Annotated in this window: 11 protein-coding genes, 4 tRNA genes and 1 riboswitch; of the genes, 5 read left to right on the top strand and 10 right to left on the bottom strand. The window is 31.7% G+C overall.

Annotated elements, in window-relative coordinates:
• Positions 1–40: 40 nt before the first annotated feature.
• Positions 41–161: riboswitch (cobalamin riboswitch) on the bottom strand.
• A 10-nt stretch (positions 162–171) separates the two neighbouring features.
• Entirely contained in the window at positions 172–816 is a 645-nt protein-coding gene (locus tag FH779_RS13675; protein ID WP_180905100.1) for a hypothetical protein, read from the bottom strand.
• Positions 817–961: 145 nt separating this feature from the next.
• Here FH779_RS13675 and FH779_RS13670 point away from each other — a divergent pair, with 145 nt between their 5' ends.
• Positions 962–4,222, top strand: coding sequence for a PAS domain S-box protein (locus FH779_RS13670; protein WP_180905099.1), 3,261 nt, complete (start codon positions 962–964; stop codon positions 4,220–4,222).
• Here FH779_RS13670 and FH779_RS13665 read toward each other — a convergent pair.
• Positions 4,202–5,548: an IS5 family transposase gene (locus tag FH779_RS13665; protein WP_180904470.1), complete on the bottom strand. Its 1,347-nt coding sequence runs from the start codon at positions 5,546–5,548 to the stop codon at positions 4,202–4,204. The genes FH779_RS13670 and FH779_RS13665 overlap by 21 nt on opposite strands.
• Before the next feature lie 116 nt (positions 5,549–5,664).
• Between FH779_RS13665 and FH779_RS13660 the strand changes: the two genes are divergently transcribed.
• From FH779_RS13660 to FH779_RS13645, 4 genes are read left to right on the top strand one after another with little or no spacing between them, the layout of a single operon-like run.
• Positions 5,665–6,354, top strand: coding sequence for a response regulator (locus FH779_RS13660; protein WP_180905098.1), 690 nt, complete (start codon positions 5,665–5,667; stop codon positions 6,352–6,354).
• Between the two features lie 11 nt (positions 6,355–6,365).
• Positions 6,366–6,722: a response regulator transcription factor gene (locus FH779_RS13655; RefSeq protein WP_180905097.1), complete on the top strand. Its 357-nt coding sequence runs from the start codon at positions 6,366–6,368 to the stop codon at positions 6,720–6,722.
• Positions 6,723–6,726: 4 nt separating this feature from the next.
• Positions 6,727–7,791, top strand: coding sequence for a HEAT repeat domain-containing protein (locus tag FH779_RS13650; protein WP_180905096.1), 1,065 nt, complete (start codon positions 6,727–6,729; stop codon positions 7,789–7,791).
• 2 nt (positions 7,792–7,793) lie between these two features.
• Positions 7,794–11,222 (top strand): sulfatase-like hydrolase/transferase, encoded by a 3,429-nt coding sequence (locus tag FH779_RS13645; protein WP_180905095.1) that lies wholly within the window; start codon positions 7,794–7,796, stop codon positions 11,220–11,222.
• On the opposite strand, the gene FH779_RS13640 is transcribed toward FH779_RS13645, so the two are convergent.
• The 8 genes from FH779_RS13640 to tamL form a co-directional block, all read right to left on the bottom strand.
• On the bottom strand, positions 11,219–12,466 hold the full coding sequence (locus FH779_RS13640; RefSeq protein WP_180905094.1) for a YaiO family outer membrane beta-barrel protein: 1,248 nt from the start codon (positions 12,464–12,466) through the stop codon (positions 11,219–11,221). The genes FH779_RS13645 and FH779_RS13640 overlap by 4 nt on opposite strands.
• A 90-nt stretch (positions 12,467–12,556) precedes the next feature.
• Positions 12,557–12,640 (bottom strand) — tRNA-Leu (locus FH779_RS13635).
• Positions 12,641–12,663: 23 nt separating this feature from the next.
• Positions 12,664–12,736, bottom strand: a tRNA-Gly gene (locus FH779_RS13630).
• Positions 12,737–12,765: 29 nt separating this feature from the next.
• Positions 12,766–12,849, bottom strand: a tRNA-Leu gene (locus tag FH779_RS13625).
• Between the two features lie 35 nt (positions 12,850–12,884).
• Positions 12,885–12,957 (bottom strand) — tRNA-Gly (locus FH779_RS13620).
• Between the two features lie 88 nt (positions 12,958–13,045).
• Positions 13,046–13,894, bottom strand: a complete 849-nt coding sequence (gene accD, locus FH779_RS13615) for an acetyl-CoA carboxylase, carboxyltransferase subunit beta (RefSeq protein ID WP_180905093.1) — start codon at positions 13,892–13,894, stop codon at positions 13,046–13,048.
• 43 nt (positions 13,895–13,937) lie between these two features.
• On the bottom strand, positions 13,938–15,005 hold the full coding sequence (gene fbaA, locus FH779_RS13610; protein ID WP_115001650.1) for a class II fructose-bisphosphate aldolase: 1,068 nt from the start codon (positions 15,003–15,005) through the stop codon (positions 13,938–13,940).
• A 37-nt stretch (positions 15,006–15,042) separates the two neighbouring features.
• A complete protein-coding gene (tamL, locus tag FH779_RS13605; RefSeq protein WP_180905092.1) occupies positions 15,043–17,646 on the bottom strand; it encodes a translocation and assembly module lipoprotein TamL in 2,604 nt (867 codons plus the stop codon).
• Position 17,647: the final 1 nt, after the last annotated feature.

Here is a 17,647-nt window from a genome sequence, read left to right as displayed (position 1 = left end):
CAAATAATAAAATACATGTAGTTTTGATTGAGCTTCAATCGCGAAAGCATCATCTAAAAAGTGGTCTGGCTTATAGTTTTTCTCTACTTACAGTTGCGCGACAGCTCGAGATTTGCACTCGATTCCCTTTTGTGTTAGCAAGGTAAGAAAATAATCATAAAAGCAAAAAAACTATTTTTTAATAGCAATTATTCCTTGTATTGTCGGAGTAGTTACAATTTCACCTGTAATTTTTCCTTTTAACTCAAAATCACTTGTGTTAAATTTCAGTTTTTTAGGTAAATTTTGTTTCGTATAACTTTTTGTAATGTCCGATATATTTTCGTTTGAAGCTAATCGAATATCAATTGGTAAACCTTTTTGGATATCGCATTTTATAGTGTATTCTTCACCAACTTTTAAAGTTTGTTCTATCAATTCACCATTAATCAATAATCGGAAAGTAGAAAACTCTTGAATTCTAGAATTAGAACTTTTTGCAACAATTATTTTAAATTCAATCGATTCATTTTCTATAGAATTATTGATTGGGAATGGATTATCATGACAAGCTATATTATGTTTTTGAGCTTTTGATGAAGTACTCATTAATCCTAAAGCAGAAAAAATCATAACATTAGAAATCGTTTTCTTGAAAAGATTTTGACCTAATTGGCTTGGATGAAAAATACCACAATGAACATTTTTTTTCTGAAATTCATTCGAAATTTCGTCATTTGTCAAGTTAGAAAAGTCAGTAATTTTATGTTGACATTTTGCGCAAAAATTATCATCTCGTAATTTTTCTTTGCATGGGGTTGAGATTGTGATTTTCATATTTTTTAAAGTTTAGATTTATAATAGAGATGATTTTATGAATAAAAAGGTTGGTTTGATTTTTAGAAATAATTGATTTCGAATATTTGGATTTATGTAATATCTTTAACCACCTCTACTTTCCTTTAAAATAGCTATTATTTAAATGGAAAATTATCCCATCCCAACGAACGAAAAGCAAAGATTGCAAGCGGTTTACGATTATAATTTACAAGCGCATGATAAAGACGAAGAATTAGAAGTTTTTGCAAATGCTGCGAGTTTGATTTGTAATGCGCCAATTGCGTTAGTTTCTGTTTTTGATGAAAACTATCAAGTGATTAAAGCAAATTGTGGAATCGAGGTAGATATTGTTCCGCGTCAACAAACGATATGTCAATTTTCTTTGGTAGAAAATGAAATTTTGGTGATTGATGATGTGACGAAATTTGAACCTGCAAAAAATATTGCTGGTGTAAAAGCTGCAAATATTCAGTTCTATGCTGGTGTTCCGTTGATTGATGATAATGGAAATGCGTTGGGAACATTGTGTGTAAACGACCATTATCCAAGAACGTTAGACGATAAACAACGTAATTTATTGATTCAACTTGGGAAAAATATTACCAAATTATTGGTTAGTAAAAAGCGAAAAAAAGACGCTTCTTACTTTCAAAATATCTATAAAATATCTAATAATCTTATTGGAGTTGCCGATATTAATGGTGTTCTAAAATCTATAAATCCTTCTTTTAAAGAGGTTTTAGGAATAAAAGATGAAAAGACAATTATTGCAGAAAACTTTTTAGATTTTGTTTCGGAAAAAGATAAGAAGAAAGTTAATACGTATTTATCAAATCTTAAAAATAATACAGATTCAATCAATTTTAAATGTTTGATGTGTTCTCCGGAATCTCAAGAAGGGAAGTTAGTGGAATGGTATACAAAATCTAACTTGAAAATTGATAACGAAATCTTTTTCTTTGGTCGAGATATTACGCTTGAAAATTCGAAAAAAGTAGAATTAGAAAATAGCGAACGTAAGTTTAGAAATTTCTTCAATTCTTCGCTTGGTTTAATGACAATTCATGATTTGGATGGAAATATTTTGTCTATAAATAAGACAGGATTAGAATCTATGGGCTATTCAGAAAATGAGGCAAAAGATTTGAATCTGAAAAAAATAATTCCAAAATCTAATCAAAAAGAATATCAAACCTATATAGAGACGATTTTGAATAAAAAGCAAGATTCTGGTTTGATGAGCTTGATTAAGAAAGATGGCTCGTTAACATATTGGTTATACAGTAATATTTTGGACAAAGATAACGAAGGAAATCCTGTTGTAATGAGTACTGCTGTGGATATGACACAAAGGACTTTGTTGGAAAGAGATCTTAATCGTGTTCGTCAGTTGCTAGATCATACGTACGAAGTTGCGAATGTAGGAGGTTGGAAATATGATTTAGTGAAGCGAAAATTAATTTGGGCTGATATAACGAAAAAAATCCATGAAGTTGAACCAGATTATGAACCAAATGTAGAAACTGCACTCAATTTTTATGAAGCAAAAAGTAGTTATCCAAAAATAAAGAAAGCCTTTAGAGATGCGGTAGAAAAAGGAATCGAATATGATATGGAGTTGCAGATTGTTACCCAAAAAGGAAAAACAATTTGGGTAAGATGTAAAGGGATTCCAGAATTCGTAAACGGAGAATGTGTTAGTGTTTTTGGAATTTTTCAGGATATTAATGAGAGAAAACGTTATACGTTAGAGTTGACAAGACAAAAAGCTATTTTTGAAACGTTTATTAATCATGTACCAGCTTCTGTTGCAATGTTTGATAGTGAAATGAATTATCTAACATTAAGTAATCAATGGTGTGATGAATTTGCAATGAAAAAGAAAAATGTTATTGGAAAATCTCATTATGAAATGTACAATGTTCCAGCAGAAAGAAAAGCGATTTATGAGGCTTGTTTGCAAGGCGAAAATTATTCGAATGAAGATACTATTTATCGCACACCAAAATATGATACGGATCAACACTATTCGTGGGCAATTCATCCTTGGTATATCAATAAAAAACAGATTGGCGGTTTGATCATGTTTTCGCAAAATATAACAGAATCTGTCAAGAAAAATAAAGAACTTAAAAAAGCCAAAAAGAATGCTGATATTGCTAGTAAAGCAAAGTCAGAGTTTTTAGCCAATATGAGTCACGAGATTCGAACGCCGTTAAATGGTGTGATTGGTTTCTCTGATTTATTGTTGAAAACGCCGCTTAATCCAACTCAAAAACAATATTTGAATTTTATTAATGATTCTGCAAATTCATTATTGTCAATAATAAATGACATTTTAGATTTCTCTAAAATTGAATCAGGTCGAATGGATGTTTCGATAGAAAAAAATAATCTGTTCGAGTTAGGAAATCAAGTAATCAATGTGATTCTTTATCAAGCCGAAAACAAAAAAATTGAATTGTTGTTGAATATAGATAATAATTTACCTCAATTTATTTGGATTGACGAAGCTCGATTGAAACAAGTGTTAATTAATCTACTTGGAAACGCTGTGAAATTTACGGATAGTGGAGAAATAGAACTAAAAATTAGTCCAGTTGAACCAATTGTGAAAGGAGAAAAAGCAAAACTGAGATTCTCTGTTCGTGATACAGGAATTGGGATAAAACCAGAAAAACAAGCCAAGATTTTTGATGCATTTACACAAGAAGATAGTACTGTTAGCAAACGTTTCGGAGGAACAGGTTTAGGTTTAACAATTTCGAATAAATTATTAAATTATTTCGGAAGTCATCTAGAATTGCAAAGCGAAATAGATAAAGGTTCTACATTTTTCTTTGATTTAGAAGTTGATTACGAATATAATATTGAGCAACAATTTGATCATTTGGACGAAATAAATCATGTGTTGATTGTAGATGATAATCAAAGTAATCAAATGATTTTGCAACATATGTTGAAGTTCAAAAATATAACATCTGATATTGCGAATAATGGAATGGAAGCGCTTCAGAAAGTTTTGAATGGTGATATTTACGATGTTATTTTGATGGATTATCACATGCCAGTTTTGAATGGTTTAGAAACAATTCAGAAAATAAAAGAGTATTTTATAACAAAGAACACAAAAACTCCTTTAGTATTATTGCATAGTTCTTCTGAGGATGAATATCTAATTCAGAAAGCAAAAGAATTGGGAATAACTTCGCGTTTATTAAAACCAATTAAGTCTGAAGAATTGTTTGATACGCTGCGTAAAACGATTATTGATTCGAAAGAAATTCAAACCATAGAAATTGAAAATCAAGAAGAAATTTCGCAAGATTTTTCGAAACAATTTCACATTTTAATTGCTGATGATAATTTAGTTAGTCGTTCCTTAACAAAACCCACTATTTAATTTATTTTTAAAAACAGGATTAGAAAACAGCATAATTTGTATCTTATAAAATAAGATAATAATTTTCTGTTTCAGTAGTTCCATCATTTTCTTCATGTTCCAAGCGGTTGCAGCTAGTAATGCATTGATTTGTGGTCCCGTTTCTCCCATGAAGTAATTTTTTGCCAGCCTAAAATCGGTTTTTAAATGTCCGATGATAGGTTCTATTGCCGCTCTGGTTCTAAATTTTTTGCGCTTTGTCTGCTTTTGATAAGCAGTGTCTTTTTTTCTTGGAGTGCTTGGGATGGAGATTTTCACGCCCTTTATTTCTGATTTTCCTCTGCCACCTCTATCGTAAACGAGTTCTTTTGGGAGCTTTTGACCACCGGTTTCCATCTGTTCCAAAAGTGGTTCTATGGTGTGACCATCGTAAGGAGTTTGCAAAAATGCTTTAATCCCGAGAATGATTTTCTTGCCTTTGTTGGCGGTGGTTATCAAACCTACCTTATTCCCAAATTCATACTGGCTATGCGCTTTTCCTTTGGCAATACATCGGGTAAAAGGCTTGTGAATGCTGTAAATTTTATCGGCATCGTTTCTTTTTTGTGTGACAACCTTGGTGTACAATGTCATTAAATCTTTATAAAATTCTTGCTGTTCTGCATTAAAATTCCGTTGCAATTCACGAATCAGTCTCATGGCGATGGTTTTGAGCTGTCTTTGAGATTTCCTTGCCGCTTTTGCCCGCTTGGGATGTTTTCCGTTGTAGGTGTTGCGCACCATTTGTTTGCTGACTTTTGTGTAGCGTTGTCTTTGTTTTATGCCTTCATTTCCGGCTATTTTGTTGCAATAATCGATCACTTTTTTGCACAATTTTGCATCGGTAGGAAAAGAGGTATTATTCTCCTGAACGGTAGTATCGGACAAAACAAAATTTGAGGTGTTCGTCTTGGCATCGTGCATTCTTACGCTGTAGGCAAAGATTTTTTCGATGCCTTTTTCGCCAATTCTTTTTCGGAAATGAACAAAATTACTCGGGTCACAAGGAAATTCGTGTTCAAAGAAAACCCTGCCACAAAAATGCTGCATATAAGGATTCATGATCCAGGCTTTTTCCAACGTCTCATCGCCCAAATTATACAAATGTTTCAGTAGCAAACAACCCACCATAAACCGAATCGGATGGCTCGGATTGCCCACTTTGGAATACAAGGACGAAAATTCTTTCTCAAAATAATTCCAATCTATTTTTTCTGAAAGTAGAACAAGTTCATGCTCGTGGTCAATAAAATCCACCAACATTGGGCGGAATAATTCTGGCTTCTTTTCTGGATTTTTCCCCAACATATTTGCAAGGTTTTAAAGCTCTAAGATACAAATTCTTGCAATAAAAAACAAACTTTTTAAACCCAAAATACTAATAATCAGTAAATTATAAGTAGTTTAAGGAGAGACTAGTTAATATGGCTTTAAATCAGCAGATTATAAAAAATATTGCGCCAAATTCTATTTTATATACAGCTGCAAATGGTGTGGAAGCAGTGTCGATTTGTCAAGAAAATAAAGTCGATTTAATCTTGATGGATATTCAAATGCCAGAAATGAATGGTATTGAAGCAACTAAGGTTATTCGTTTATTAAACAATTTTCAAGAAACTCCGATTATAGCAGTGACAGCGGGAAATGTAAAAGGCGAAAAAGAAAAATGTCTTGATGCAGGATTGAATGACTTCTTAGCAAAACCAATTCGAGAAAAAGATATTTTTGATGTCCTAGAAAAATGGTTAGACTTTTCTCAATATGAAAAGATTGAAACCAATGATTTTGGAAATCACCTTGATCTTTCGATGATAAATAATTATACGAAAGAAGACGAATCGTTTAGAAAAACATTTATAGAAATAATTATTAATGAGTTAGAAAAATCTATCCTAGAATTTGAAACTTATTCCAACAAACAAAATTTAGAAGGATTAAATCAATTAGGTCATAAAGTAAAAGGAACAGCAAAAACTGCTGGACTAACAATTTTGGCTGATTTAACCGAACAAATAGAAAAATCAACTTCAATCAATTACCTACAAGAAAACCAGCTGATTATTAAAGTAAAAACCGAAATAGAATTAGTTATTAACTATTTAAAAAATATTTAAAAACCAATATTATGCAGATTTTAATTGCCGAAGACGATGAATTGATTTTAAAAACAATTGAGCACAAACTGAAAAAAGAAGGTTACAAAGTTGTTTTAACACGAAATGGAAAAGAAGCAATCAGTAAGATTGAGACTGAAGATATTGATTTGATTATTACCGATATTATGATGCCTTTTGCGTCTGGTTTGGAGATTATTAGTGCTGTTAGAAAAAGTAAGAATTCCGAAACACCAATGATTATTTTGTCTTCTTTAGGGCAAGAAGATGTGGTAGTGGAAGCATTTAATTTGGGGGCAAATGATTTTATGGTGAAACCATTTAGTCCTATTGAATTGTCTGTTCGCGTGAAGAAATTACTAAAATAAAAGCATGATTATCCTACAAATTATAACCTATACCGAGTTAATCGTAGGAATCTACGTTCTACTTATTTTACTTTTTTTGACAATTATTTATACGTTATTGACAAGTATAATTGAATATAAAATCATTACAAAGAAAAATAAGTGGAATGCTATTATTGATCAAGAAATTTATGAAACAATTTTGGATGATCAATCCAATTCGAATACTGATTTTACGGATTATTTGAAATCAAGTTCATTCAAACATTATTTTATCAAAAAATTACTAAAAGCGGAACAAAATTTTTCTGGAAATTCAAAAGAAAGTATTCAAAATTTATTTGACCATTATCAATTAAAAAAAATATCCTTACAGAAATTAAATAGTCAAAAAAATCATGAAATTGCAGAAGCAATACAGGAAGTTACGGCGATGAATCATGTTGAAACTTTACCGAAAATCAAAAGTATGTTACAACATAAAAATGATTTAGTTCGATCTGAAGCGCAATATGGTTTAGCAAAATTTTCGGGTTTCGAAGGATTATTTTTTTTAGACAATTTACAGGAGCAATTGACGGATTGGCAGCAATTGAAGTTGTTGGATGCAATTACAATTTTACCGAATAATGATGAGGTTGATATCATAATTTCGAGTTGGTTAAAATCACCTAATCAAAGTGTAAAAATTCTTGCTATGAAATTAATTCGCAAGTTTCAATTGTTGCAAATGCACGATTTGGTCGCAGATAATTTGCATGTTTCTGATGAAAAAGTTGTGGAAGAAACGATTAAAACATTAGTCAGAATCGAAGATGATTCAACTTCAAAGCTATTGATTGAACAATATCAAACGTGTAACGAAAAGTTTCAAATTCAAATTTTAAAAGCCTTAGATAAAATTTCTAATCCAGAAAACAACACATTTTTAGAAACTCAAGCAAAGGAAAATCCTTCATTTTCTATCAAAAAAGCAAGTGTAAAAGCGTTAAATAATTGTTGTTCAAAAACCGATTTACAAAAACTTGCACATCAATCAAACTCTCCTGAATTAAAACAAATTATTAATCAAATTATCCAAGAAAACTAATCATGAATTGGCTAGAAACGGCTTTCGATTTTTTTATTTACGGCTTCCTTTTTTACTCAGTCCTATTAATTTTAGTGTATGGATGGATAGGTTTTTACGCAAAAGGAGCGATAAAATCTTATATCCGAAAAAACAGTTTTACAGATTATTCGCTTATTGCAACATCGCCCAATGCGCCAACTTTTAGCCTTATTGCGCCCGCTTATAATGAAGGTGCAACGATTGTGGAGAACGTGCGTTCTTTGTTGTCGTTGTATTACAATCAACTCGAAATTATTATTGTAAATGATGGTTCCAAAGATGATTCGTTGCAACGATTAATAGAAGCGTATGATTTGATTAAAATTGATTATTTCGTTGAAGGAAATATAGAAACGAAACCAATTAATGCGATTTATAAAAGTATAAATCCTGTTTTCAAGAAATTAATTATTGTTGACAAAGTAAATGGAGGAAAATCGGATGCGCTAAATGTCGGAATTAATATTGCAACAAACGATTATATTGTTTGTATTGATGTCGATTGTATTTTAGAACAAGATGCGATTCTGAAGCTAGCAAAACCGTTTATGGATGAAGCAAAAGCAAAAGTAATTGCATGTGGAGGAGTTATTCGTTTGGCGAATAATTGTACCATTGTTGACGGAAAAATTGTCGATGTTAATTTGCCAAAAACTCGTTTAGGAAGAGCGCAAGCGTTAGAATACATTCGAGCATTTCTTTTGGGAAGAATGGCGTGGTCGCGCGCCAATGGTTTGATGCTGATTTCGGGTGCTTTTGGTGCTTTTGATCGTGAAATTGTACTCCAGTGTGGCGGTTACGATCACAATACAGTTGGCGAAGATATGGAGCTTGTTGTGCGAATGAGACGTTATATGCACGAACAAAAATTGGCCTATAAAGTGGTGAATATTCCCGATCCGCTTTGTTGGACCGAAGTGCCAGAAAGTAAAGAAATTTTGACCAAACAACGCAATCGTTGGATGCGTGGAACGATAGAAACATTGTGGAAACATCGTATTTTATTTTTCAATCCTAAATATGGAAAACTTGGAATGATGAGTTATCCGTATTGGTTTTTCTTCGAATTTTTAGGACCGATTATCGAATACATTGGTTGGATCATTTTCGTAGTTTTATTCTTTTTAGGATTTATTAATTGGCATATTTTCTTTCCTTTAATGGCTTTTGTGTTGCTTTATGGAATATTATATTCGATTTATGCCATTCTGATTGATTTGATGACGTATAATGTTTATCACAAAAAAGGCGATATTCCGAAATTATTTTTTACGGCGTTTATAGAGCCGTTTACATTTCATCCGTTTGTTGTGATGGCAGGCGTGAAAGGGGTGAAGGATTTCTTTCTGAAAAATAATTCGTGGGGAGAAATGACGCGACAAGGTTTTGGTGGAAATCAATCGAAAGAATTATCTATTTGGCAAAAACTGAAACTTGGATTCATTAATTTAATTCAGCAAACTACGTTCATTTCATTGGTTTATTTGTTACTTTTTGGATTGTCAACAATTCTTGAATTTTATCTTTATCAAGAAAATCTTACAACAACTTCTAATCAAACTTTATTTTTTGACTTATTCGTACATAATATCGTTTTTGCTTTAGATAGTATTTTTGTTGTAAGTTTTATATATTTTTTACTGCAATTTTATTCGATAAGTTGGGCAAAAAAATGGATCGTTTTTGCGTATTCTTTTTTAATTATTTCAAATGTTTTATTGATTAAATATTTTCAAACAACGCTCAATTTATTAGGTTCAGATTTGTTTTCTTATACGTTCGAAGAATTGAAATTAATTATTGGTGCATCAGGCGTTGTAAATATTACAAACATTCTTTTGTCAATCGTTGCAATTGCTATTTTAACAACGATTTTTATTTACAGTTATAGATTAAAAATCAATCAAAAATTTCTTCAATTTCCATTAATAGTTTTGAGTTTTTTATCGTTTATTATTCCAATTAATTTGTATTTGAAAAGTACTCAAAATGATGAGTTTTCATCTAATCTAATTTTGAGTAAGTCGTCTTATTTTTTCTCAAATTCGTTTGAACAATATGCAGAAGATAAACTTTCGGAAATTGATTTTTTAAACTCAAATTCGAGTTCAAATAAAGAAGATAATCGACATTATTTTGATAAAACTAATTATCCATTTTTGTATCAAGATGAGAATAAAAATTTCTTCGCGGATCAATTTAATCTAACAACAGAAAAACCGAATGTTGTTTTTAATGTGATTGAAGGTTTGGGACGAGCTTTTAGTAACGAAGTTGCATATTTAGGTTCTTTTACACCATATATCGATCAGCTTTCGAAAAAGAGTTTGTATTGGGAAAATGGATTAAGCACGACGGGAAGAACATATGGAGTTTTACCTGGATTGACGGGGTCTTTGCCATTTGCTGAAAATGGTTTTATGGAACAAAAAAACTTACCTCAACATTTCAATTTGTATAATTTGTTAAAAAGTAATGGTTATAAAACTGGTTATTTTTACGGTGGTGATGCTGATTTTGATTTTATGTCAAAATATTTGAATTATTCGGGTGTTGAAACAATTATTGATGAAAATGATTACGAAAATAATTATGCTAAAATTCCATCAAATAATGGATTTTCTTGGGGATTTGACGATCATTCAGTGTTCAAAAAATATTTAGTAACGCAGAAAGAAAATAATCAACCATATTTTAATGTTTTGATGACGTTAGCGACGCATAGTCCTTTCTTAATAAACAATGTTGAGAAATATAATAAGCAGTTTGAAACGTTGATTAAATCACGAAATTATGATGCGTCGACTTTGACGACAGTAAAAAAGTATAAACAACAATTGGTTACTTTTTTGAGTGTTGATGAAGCAGTAAAAAACTTTTTTGAAGCATATCAAAAACGTTCAGATTTTAATCAAACTATTTTTGTGATTACTGGAGATCATCGAATGCCTGAAGTTCCGATGGAAACAAAGATCGATCGTTTTCATGTTCCGATAATTGTCTATTCTCCTTTGTTAAAGACACCGAAAAAGATGTCAAACATTGTAACGCATTTTGATGTTGCACCGACTTTTGTGACATATTTTAGAGATTCGTATCAAATGAAATTACCGAATTATGTGACTTGGATGGGACAGAATTTAGAAAACGGTAAAGCAAATTATAGAAAACAAGGCGTTCCATTAATGCAAAATAAAAATATTTTGGATGATTATGTTTTCCAGAATTATCATTTATCGGGAGGGAAATTATATCGAATCGAAAAGAATTTAACAGAAGATGTTGAACAAAATTCGAAAATGGAAACAGAGTTGAAAAATCGATTGAAAAGCTTTAAAACAAAAAACCATTCTTTGAAAAATACTCAAAAAATGGTTCCTGATTCTATATTTAATCATTATATCAATTAGAATTTTCGGCTGTACGAGACACTTATATCAAATTGATTTCCTTTTTGATTTGGACGATATTCTTGATTGTAATAATTTGCACCAATTGAAATTAAATTTAAATCATTGATTGAAAAATTATAATCTGCTCCAATTTTGAAGGACTTCAATTTGTAAGTTGTATCCTCTAAAAGATTGTTGTTAAAATCTTCAGGCGAAATACCTGTACCAATCGCTAAGCTTAAATAATTGTTTGCATCGCCCGTATAATAACGCATTGTGAATGTATACGAATGTGAAATATTGTTGTTACTTGGTGTCACAAATGCACGTAAATTGAACCAATAATTTTTATAATATTTTCCAATTGATCCTGTAAACATCCAAACATCATCCGAAAAATGAAGTTGACGATAACCTAACTCGGCTTCAAAACTTTTAGGTAAATTAGCGTAAAGAGAGGCTCCTGTGCGATATTTAGGGAAAATTCCATCACTATCGGAATATCCACCACCAACGTACATGTAAAATGTATTAGAAAGTCTTGGATAAGCTTCTACTTCATATTGAACACCGTTATCTTTAAATTTGTTTGCGTAATTTACTTTAAAGACCAATGAACCTATCGAAGTTTGTCTTTTATAACTAACCGAAACTTGATGCCAATCATCTGCAAATTGCTTGTCAAAATGTGAGTAATTATAATTTACACTAATTGCATTTTTAGTATTATTGATTTCGATTCGATTTGCTAATTCACGTGCTTCAGTATTTTTAGGATTGATCGCTAATAATTCTTTGATTGTTTTTGAAGCTTCTTCATAAGCATTATTCGAATTAAGAACTTTAGCTTTCAATAACAATAATTCTTCATTTTTAGGATATTTAATTAATCCACGATCAATAATAGAAACGGCTTCTGTATAATTATCATTCCAATATTCAAGTGATGTGTAAGCTAAATAGAAATCGGTAGAGGGATCCATGTTTTTTTCAACATTCTGAAAAACTTTTCTCGCTTCTTCGGTTTCATCATTCCACGTATATATTCGTCCCAAAAAAACAGCGATATCTGTATATTCTGGCGATTGATCTAAAGCTTGTAATGCAAGTTTCTTGGCAGTTGTATAATCTTTTTCTTCGAAAGCTTTGTGACGCGCTTCTTGAAATAAATCATCCGAACTTTTCGATTCTTGGCTATACGAAAATAAAGGTAAAAAGGTAAGAGTAAAGAGTGTTTTTCTTAGAAATGATTTTTGAATCATGTGATAAAAACGTACTTTATTATGAGGATAAAGATATAATTATTTGGAGCATAAAAAAAGCTCAAGAAAATAAATTCTTGAGCTTTGTTGTACCTCAGGCGGGACTTGAACCCGCACGTCCTAATGGACACAGGATTTTAAGTCCTGCGTGTCTACCAATTCCACCACCAAGGCATCCACTTCTAGGAAAGAAGTTGAGCGGGAAACGAGACTCGAACTCGCAACATTCAGCTTGGAAGGCTGACGCTCTACCAATTGAGCTATTCCCGCGTGCAAATTGTAAAAATCAAATTAAAAAGTACCTCAGGCGGGACTTGAACCCGCACGTCCTAATGGACACAGGATTTTAAGTCCTGCGTGTCTACCAATTCCACCACCAAGGCAAAATTTGATTTTTATGAATTTTTATATTTCAAAGAGCGGGAAACGGGGCTCGAACCCGCGACCTCAACCTTGGCAAGGTTGCGCTCTACCAGCTGAGCTATTCTCGCGATTGGAGTGCAAATATATAAAATCAATTTCTAATAATCCAAATCAAATTTGAATAAAATTTTAAAAATATATTTGCACTTATTTTAATTAGTTGATAGGCATTAACATATCAGCTACTTCTTTTATTTTATCTTTCATCTTTTTACGGTGAACGATCATATCAACGAAGCCTTTTTCTAATAAAAACTCAGAAGTTTGGAATCCTTCTGGTAAATCTCTACCAATTGTTTCTTTGATAACACGTGGTCCAGCGAATCCAATTAATGCTCCTGGTTCTGCCATAATAACGTCACCAATTGATCCGAAAGATGCTGTAATTCCTCCGAAAGATGGATTTGTTAAGATTGTAATGTAAGGAATGTTGTTGTCTGCTAATTGAATTAATTTAGCTTCTACTTTTGCTAATTGCATCAACGAAATTGCAGCTTCCATCATACGCGCACCACCAGATTGTGTAATGATAATGTAAGGTGTTTTGTGTTTGATAGAATAATCAATTGCACGAGCAATTTTTTCTCCCATTACAGATCCTAAAGAACCTCCAATAAATTTGAAATCCATACAAGAAATTGTAATGTCACGTCCATGAATTTTTCCTGTCGCATTGCGAATAGAATCTGTCATTCCCGTTTTCTTTTTAATTTCTTTCAAACGATCTTTATAAGGTTTTGTATCTGTCCAATTTAATGGGTCTTTACTTTCTACTTTTGTATCTAATTCTGTGAATTTACTATCATCAAACAAGATATCAAAGTATTCTTGAGAACCAATTTGTACGTGATGATCATCCTCTGGACTTACATACGCATTTGCTTTCAGTTCTTCAGTTTCAATAATTTTTCCTGATGGTGTTTTATACCATAAGCCTTTCTTAACGTCTTTTTTAGACTCTGTAGGCGTTGTAATATTTTTCTTGCTTCTAATAAACCAAGGCATATTCTCTGTTTTTATTTGGGTAAGAATAATCTTAGTGAAAAGATTATCCTAAAGTATTAACATTATTTAAATCGTGGAAAGCTTGGATTAATCTATCTTTGAAAGTAACTTCTCCAGCTCTTAACCACACGCGTGGATCATAATATTTTTTGTTAGGAGATTCTGGACCTTCTGGGTTTCCAATTTGCCCTTGTAAATAAGCTGCATTTTCGTCAAAATATTTACGAATTCCTTCCATAAATGCATATTGTAAATCTGTATCAATATTCATTTTGATAACTCCGTAGCTAATTGCTTCTCTAATTTCTTCTAAAGTAGAACCAGAACCTCCGTGGAATACGAAGTTAACAGCGTTGTCTACACCATATTTTTCGTTGATGTATTTTTGCGAGTTATCTAAAATTTTAGGAGTCAAGACAACATTTCCTGGTTTGTAAACACCGTGTACATTACCAAATGCTGCAGCAATCCAGAAATTATCAGAAATAGATTTTAAGTTTTCGTAAACGTAAGCAACTTCTTCTGGTTGAGTGTATAATAATGAATTATCAACATTAGAATTGTCAACACCATCTTCTTCACCACCTGTGATACCTAATTCCATCTCCAAAGTCATTCCAACTTTAGACATTCTTTCTAAGTATCTTTTGCACGTTTCTACGTTTTCTTCTAAAGGCTCTTCAGATAAATCTAACATGTGAGAACTAAATAAAGTCTTTCCGAATTTATTAAAATGTTCTTCGTTAGCGTCCATAATTCCATCAATCCAAGGCAATAATTTTTTTGCACAATGGTCTGTATGTAAAATTACAGTAGCTCCGTAAGACTCAGCTAAAGTGTGAATATGTTTTGCTCCCGCAATAGCACCTTTGATAGCAGAAAGTTGATTTTCTCCTTTTAATCCTTTTCCGGCATTAAAAGCAGCACCTCCGTTAGAAAATTGAATAATAACTGGAGAGTTTACTTCAACTGCAGCTTCCATTGCAGCGTTAATAGTATCTGAACCGATGACATTACACGCTGGTAAAGCGTATTGATTTGCTTTTGCATCATTGATAATGTCTTGAACTAATGAACCGGTAGCAACACCGGCAGGAAATTTTCTGCTCATTATGTTAGTATTTTGTGAAACAAATATAGATGTTTTTTTAGAAAGGATAATTAATTCCGAAGTGGATTCTTGGTTTAAGCAAATTAAAATTGTCAAATTGCCAGCGATCACCTAATTCATAAGAAGGGTCATAAATTTTGTAACCCAAATCAAATCTTACAATTGCAAACGTACCAATGTGATAACGGAAACCTAATCCAGAACCAATTCCGAATTCTTTGTAAAAATCTTTGAACTTAAATAATGTTTCTGGACGATTTTTATTAACACCCCAAATATTACCAGCATCAAGAAAATATGCACCTTCCAAACTTCCAAAAAGATTGAAGCGATATTCAGCATTGAATAATAATTTCATGCTTTCGAATTCTAAACTTTGATTTTTAGAATCGATACGTGGTTTACTTCCAGGCCCCAATGTTAAAGGAGCCCAACCACGAACATCATTTGCTCCTCCAGCCGAATAACTTCTTACAAAGGGTGCAACATCTGAGTTTCCATATGGTTGAATGATTCCGAATAAGAAACGTCCTGCTACGCTAGAATTTGAATTTAATTTGAATTTTCGTCTAACATCCACATCAAATTTTACGAATTGAGAATAAGGAATTCCAAAGATCAAACCTGCTTGATTTCCTTCTCGATCTGGTTCTGCTTTATTAAAACCAAAAGCCTTGTCTAAACCTCTTAATACATTTCCTGCTAATTCAATTCTCGCTTGAATAAACCAAGGATTACTTTTTGGTCGAAATGAATTTTCTTGATTAAATGTAAATTGATAGATAAAAGAGTTGATTAACACATTTTGAGAAATATTAGCTTTTCTATATAACATATTCTCAAAATCAACATACAACTTTGCATCTTCTCCTGTTAATGAACTTTGGAATCCTTTGTCAGCTTCGATTGCGTCTGTTAATTCATCGTCCGTTACATAAATTGGTGCATTAGGATTGTATGCGTAATATAAATCTTTTACTTCGTTTTTTGTATTATTATCTTTTGTAAATACTTCGTAATAGCGATCTTTTTTACGATTACTAATAAATTCCGTATTAAACAAAGAGACTTTGTGTTGAAACTCCGAACTCGAAATATCCATATCAAAACCAAAACCATAAGTCGTTTTGTCTAAACCTACATTTTTTTGCGTACTTGCATTCATTCTAATAGCAGATTCGGCAGTAAAACGTTTTGGTAAAATATTATCAAGATTAATTGGTGTCAATAAATAAGGAAATTTCAACTTTGTTTCGATAGCGATTTCATAAGCATTTAAGAATGCTTTATTCATTGAGAAATCTTTGTTGACAGAACCTAAAGTTCCTTTCAAAGTTGTTTCTAAATTTTCTCCTCCTCCAAATAAATTTCTCGAAGTTAAAGTCATTCCGGGAGAAATTGCAAAGTTCATGTAGCGAGAAGCATAACTTTCGACAAAGAGATTCAAGTCATATTTCTTTTTTGGCGTAAAGAAAACGTCTACATTTAGGATAGAATCTTGTTTATTAATTCTGAATCCATGTAAGTTAATATTTTCTTTCTTGAAAATATTACGTTTTGTCTGAATTTCTTGTCGTTGACGATACAGTTGACCTGGACGAATTACAAATGCATCTGTAAAATATCTTGGTCGATATTCTGGTTCTTTTGTATATAAAACGTTATAATCTTTATATTCTTCTTTGATTAATTTACTTTCATCATCAACAAAACTGCGAGAATCTGCATAAATGTTTATCTTCCCAAAACGGTATTGCGTAAAAGGTGTAATACTATCCGTTTTCAACGAATCTTGAATATATTTATCAATAAACATCGTTACATCAAGACGTTTGTTACTTTTTAATGTATCGGCTTCAAAATATAAATCTTCGCCCGAATCATTGAAATCATAGTAGCCTCTATTCTTTAACAAATCGATGATACGATCGCGTTCTTCTTCAAATTTGTCAAAATTATATTGATCTCCGGGATGCAAAACAGTTTGTTTCCCAATTGGAGAATTAAGATATTCTTCTATTTTTTGATCAGATATTTTTTGATCATATGTTTCGATATAAGAAGGTTCACCTAACTTAATATCATAAATTGTTTCTGCTTTTTTTGCAACAGAATCTTTATTATAGGAAACAGCTACTTTCGAATCGAAATAACCTTTGTCATGAAATAATCTATTTAAGTTCTTTGCCGAAAATTCTGATTGTTGTTCATCCAACAAAACTGGAGCCTCACCTTGACTATAATAAAGACGTTCTTTCCATAAACTGTGCCCAACATATTCGCTAAGATTATTCTTCGTTAGTAAACTGTCCAATAATTTTTGGTTACGAACCGAAGCATCTTGTCGATAATATTCCTGAAAAGTTTCATCAAATTTTGCAGGAGACCAATTATAAACCCATTGCCAAAGAGGGAAAAAACCAAGGAACTTACCAGCTGGTTTTTGTTTCACATAATCACTTAAATCTTTGTTGATTATAGTTTTTTTCTTCTTAATATCGGGATCTTCTTTATCGTAGATAAATTTGTTCTTTACAAACAAATATTCTCCTTCAGGTACTTTTTTAGTTGTACTACAGCTATAAAAAAGTAAACCTAAACAAGAGATAAGTGTTATATTTGTTGTAATTTTTTTTTGCATA

The organism is Empedobacter falsenii (assembly GCF_013488205.1).
Lineage (GTDB): Bacteria > Bacteroidota > Bacteroidia > Flavobacteriales > Weeksellaceae > Empedobacter > Empedobacter falsenii_C.
The sequence above is the reverse complement of the archived record's forward strand: the minus strand, read 5'-3'. Positions and strand labels throughout refer to the sequence as shown.